This is a genomic window from Mesorhizobium sp. M7A.F.Ca.US.006.04.2.1, from assembly GCF_004022915.1.
GTDB lineage: Bacteria > Pseudomonadota > Alphaproteobacteria > Rhizobiales > Rhizobiaceae > Mesorhizobium > Mesorhizobium ciceri.
The window spans coordinates 1-4,854 of record NZ_RZQA01000500.1; the positions used below are offsets into that span (position 1 = coordinate 1).

Sequence of the window (4,854 nt, forward strand, 5' to 3'; positions counted from 1 at the left end):
GGCCCGTTCTTCGCCGACCCGGTCGCGTGCCGCCTGGAGCGCGTCAGCGGCTGCCGCGGCCTCCTCGCGCGCAACGCGCACGCTGGTAGCAATCCCGGATCGTTGCTCGACCATGGTGCGCACAGCGCTAATGGTTGCAGCAGGCAAGAGCAGTTTGGCAGGAACTGGCTCGGAGGACCTTCCAAGGGCGGCAAGACAGTTCGCCACGGAATTGTCGAGGATTTGCAGCTCCGTCCTGCGACTTGGCAGGTCCAGGCCGGCCGAGACGTGACGCACCTTGCGGTCGGCCAGGCCGCGAACCCGTTCGGAAATCGCAAGGATCACCACGTCCACGTCGACCGAGGCGATTTTCGATGTCACCCGTTCGAGCTCGTCCTGGTTCGCGGATAGCCGCGTTCTCAGGCTGGCGTCGGCCTCGATCATGTCGGCGACACTGCCGGTCCAGGTCCGTGCCGGTGAAGCGATCTCAGGCAAATCGGCCAGTTGGGCTTGCTTACGCCGGATATCGGCAAGAATCGGGATCGCCCGAAGATACTTCGCGATGGTCTCGAGCCGAGCCGACAGCACCGACCGTTCGGCGATGCTGCGGTCGTATTTTTCGGTCGCGTCGAGACGCTCGGCTTCAAGGCTCTCATAATTCGACGCCAAGGTGTCGACCGCGTCCTTACTGGCCTTCAGTTCCGCAAGCCGCTTCTTGAGCAGCGCAAGTTCGGTTCCGTGTGCCTGTTTGCGATAGAGCCTGTCCGCTTCGGCCTCGAGCACGCTCAATGTATCGCTTGCGTGCCCGAGGCCGGCGCTGGCCGTGAACAGCAGCTTGCCCAGGTCGCCGCGCGATTCCAGGATTGATTTTCCACCTGCTTCCAGCGTTTCGTCGTCCAACGAGAACATGGTCTCGTATGCGTCGCGAGACAGGCCAGCCAGATGTGCCGATATCGCCATTTCGCTGACCGGCTGGCCAGTCTCGTCCAACAATGAGTTGGTGCGCTGTTTCGTGCGTGTGAAGGTGTGCTCCGCGCCGCCGAGTTCGAGCACCCCGCCGATGCGCATCGCACTGTACTCGTGCAGGAAATTGTAGCGGCTGCGTTCCTCGATGCCGAACAACAGATCGAGATAGCCAGAAAGCGCGGTCGACTTGCCGGTTTCGTTCAGGCCGAAGACGATATGCAGATCGGGACCGGATTCCGGTTTCGGCCCGAAGTCGATCGTCCTGTCGGTGAACTTGCCGTAGCGGATGAGGTCAAGGCGGCGCAGCCTCATTGTGATCCACCGGCCTTGAGGCGGGCGGTGACCAGATTTGCGCCGTTGGCAAGCACCCGATCGAGGAACAACTCCAGCTCAGCCTCGTCCTTGCCGGCGAAATCGCGCCCGTCAGGCGGAAGATCCGCGACCATCTTCTGGACCAAGGCCCTCGCCTCAGCTCGGAACGCGTCCGAGCCGGCATCGGCGCGCATGGATTGAGCGAGCTCGAAAATCGGGTCGGCGGCTTCCTCGCAGGTCTGGGATGTGGATGGAGACACTTTGAGCTCGAGCTTCTCCACCCAAGTGTCTCCCGTCTGCTCCGCGGCCTGCTCGGCCTCTGCGAGCAGCAGGTCGCGATCACGGATCAAGGCCCAGGACAAAGGTGACGCACCGGTCAGGTCGAGACGAACCACGGCATGACGGGATTTGACAGAGGCGCGAACACGTTCGAGTGCGGAACGGACTCGTCCGACGACATCGGACCATTCCTCCATTTCGGTCAGGTCGACATTCACCCCTTCGAATTGCGCGATGCTGGTCAGCCTCTCCTCTATCTCTACGGTGCGGTCGTCTCGTATCGTCACCAGGGTGACGGATTTCTCCCCGGCCTCATTGATGTCCCTGCCCTGTGGAATTCCCGGCATCACCACCGTGCTCGCCCCGGGATGGACCTGGCGGACATGGATGTGCCCAAGCGCCCAGTAGTCGAAGCCATGGGCATGCAGGTCGGTGGCGTTGCAGGGGGCATAGACGTCGTGGCCGGGCGATCCGGCCAGGCTGGTATGCATAATGCCGACATTGACCGCGCCTTCACGCGGCACTGAATACTTGGGCAGCAGGCTGTCCGGCGCCTTGGGGCTGGCAAAGCTCAAGCCATGAAACATGACGTCGAGCCCGGCGGCTGTCTGCAGCACGGACTGGGGACGGCCACCGAATATCGTGACCGTCTCCGGGAACACCAGCTGCTTCGATATGCGCGATAGCGCGTCATGATTGCCACGGATCTTGAAGACCCTAATGCCGGCCTGGTGCAGCCGTGTCATCTGCGACGCCAGGAAGCGGGCGGTTTTCATCGACGTCTGATCGCCGTCGTAGAGATCGCCGGCAATGACCAGCGCATCGACACGTTCCGCAAGGCAGAGATCGACGATCGAGACAAACGCTTGGCGACTGGCGTCTCCGACGAGTTCGGCAAGGTCGCCGTTTCGTAGGGCCAGCGAGCGCAGCGGCGAGTCGAGATGAATGTCGGCGGTGTGAACGAATCGAAATGGCATGGGGAAGTCTCCGGTCACAACTATAGGAGTGTTCGACCGCGGCTCGACAGGAAAATCTCAAGATAGGGGTGTTGGCGTTCGGGTATAGGTCGCCCTTGAGCAAGGTTCTTGGCTATGTGCCGGGGTGAGGCCATTTCGCGTTGACAGGGAGTTGCAAAACACCGCCCGAATGTCGAACATTCTCGGGATCGCGATTGATCCTTAGAACCCGGGAGCCTGTCTGGGGGCAATCTATCGGAGCGACTGCAGCGCCGGATGCCCAGATGCTACGGGTAATCTCGGCCGCAACGGAACTCGCCTGCGACCTCAAGCGAACAGATTGAATTATTGCACGAATTCAAGTCTGCCTCTGTATGCGACTTTCGAAGCACAAAAGGCGAACATGTAGTGGCGGCCCATGTGTTTTCGACGTCAACAGCAATGGCTCACTTCGGCTATCGGCCGTGAATGACCGAAGTGGGCCGGAAGCAGGTTGGCAGCTTCTGGGCACGCTGAGCAAATTCCGGACGTTCAACTCGATGACATGGGGCCTGGATTGGCCCAAAGCGGACAGAGGTCGGTTACGTCACATGCGGCCGCCGGACGGCGACCTGCACAGAATCAAGTCGGTCATGGATCTGGAACTCGGCCTGGTCGTCCGAGAGACTGCAGAGCGCCTGCAGAACCAGGACCTTGAACATCATCATCGCATCAGGGCGGCCGGCCGGCCGCCCTTGGCGCCATCGGAGTGCTCAGCCCCTTGGGCAAGGTTTCTGGAAACCCTCCCAACGACCAGTTCGGATCGGAAGGCACACCGGCATGGGTAGGGTGGGAGGCGCAAAAAACCCGCACTCCAGAGGGGGACTTTGGAAGCGGACTTTTTAGCGACCAAACACTCAAGGTGTTCGATGTGTCTATCAACACATCAGCAAGGCGTTTGTTCCTTCGAGGGCTGGTCAATCGATAACCTGCACGATCCTGCGGGTAATCCGGATCAACCAGAATCGCGTGATCTGCAACGACGACGTACTTGTATCTCACGTTGGGCACGTCGATCGCATGCAGGTTCGATGGTGTCGGGCAGAGCCGAACCGACATTGAGTTCGACGCCCGGCAGGCTGATCGACGCAAGATGCTGCTTGTGCAGTATTCGCGTAGGTCGGTCTGCTGTTTGGGAGCAACCACGATGACGTCCTCTGCGATGGCCGCACCAATACCGGCGACGAGGACAGACCGGCGGCGGCAGCGATAAGATAATTCTTCACTATGAGCTACTGCGATGGGCTTCGCCTTTGAAGGCTTCGCGGGCGACCGGGTTGGCTGGATCTCGTCGCGAAACCAAATGGCTAGCCGCGCCCCTGGCTGAGGACGCGGGCTGACTAAGTTGGGTGTCGGACCGAGGTCCCGACAGTGATCTTCGCGGTTTAGTACCAGCGCCCACGGCCATAGAAGCCGCCGCCGCCTAGCAGAATGACAATAAGAACAATGACCAGAATTGTCGTGATATCCATATTCGCCTCCTATGAGTGCTCCCGGCCATGTTCGCCGCTTGCCGCCCTTTTGATGATTTGTGTTCTTGTGCCTGCCGTCAGGTGAGCGGCTTAACGCAAGCCAAAAAAGCTGAGTGCCGCTAGTACGATAACTACAGCTCCGACTATCCAAATAATGCTGTTCAAAACGGCACCCTTTATCTTTAGTTGTCTATAAAGAAAAACTATCACTTTTGAAGAAAACGATTGTGCGCCGTTCTTGTTCCGCCGTGATGGATTTATAATTCGGCTGGAAGAGCGCAGGCATTTAAGTACATTGCGGGCCACGCCGTGTCGGGCCCGAAATCCTGCACCACCACACCGCCAGAATGGCTCGATCTACGCAATGTGCAGAATAACCCGCCACCTTGCGGTAGCGGGCTTGCCTGAGACGGCATCGGCTCATGCTTTATCAGTAGGGCGAATTGCACTGCTGACGAGGGCCGTAGTTGGGCTGGAACGTGTTGTCCGAAGCGCGATAGCTCCGGTACCGGTCGTAGCACCACTCCACATGGGCATCGCCTCGGTGGACACGGTTCTGGTTGTTGTTGATGATCGCGCTGCTGATCAGCGCGCCAGTGGCGAATGCCGCCAGGGGAAACCAGTAGTCGCCATGGCGGCGATAGCCGCGATGATAGTCACGATAGCCGCGATGGCCATTCCAAGTGGTGCCATCATTTTGCGAAAAATTTCGATTGCGGTGGACGCCCCGGTGCTTCATCCACGGCTTGTAGTCGACCGCCCGCACATCGGATGAAGCGGATGGCGCTTGGGGCAGGAATATCCCGGCGGCGGCGGCAGGCATGGCGGCGGCGGCGGCGAAAGACACTGAC

General features: G+C 59.9%; 3 protein-coding genes and 2 pseudogenes. All 5 read right to left on the reverse strand.

Annotated features, from left to right (window positions below; all coding sequences use genetic code 11):
• On the reverse strand, positions 1 to 1,257 hold a 1,257-nt coding region (locus tag EN925_RS23630; protein WP_164894350.1), incomplete at its 3' end, for an AAA family ATPase.
• Positions 1,254 to 2,513: a DNA repair exonuclease gene (locus EN925_RS23635; RefSeq protein ID WP_127388426.1), complete on the reverse strand. Its 1,260-nt coding sequence runs from the start codon at positions 2,511 to 2,513 to the stop codon at positions 1,254 to 1,256. The genes EN925_RS23630 and EN925_RS23635, both read right to left, overlap by 4 nt.
• Before the next feature lie 602 nt (positions 2,514 to 3,115).
• Positions 3,116 to 3,214, reverse strand: a pseudogene (locus EN925_RS23640) (transposase); the annotation flags it as partial.
• A gap of 234 nt (positions 3,215 to 3,448) precedes the next feature.
• A pseudogene (locus EN925_RS40880) lies at positions 3,449 to 3,757 on the reverse strand (DUF1236 domain-containing protein).
• 676 nt (positions 3,758 to 4,433) lie between these two features.
• The coding region (locus EN925_RS23655; protein ID WP_164894351.1) for a BA14K family protein at positions 4,434 to 4,854 on the reverse strand (421 nt) is incomplete at its 5' end.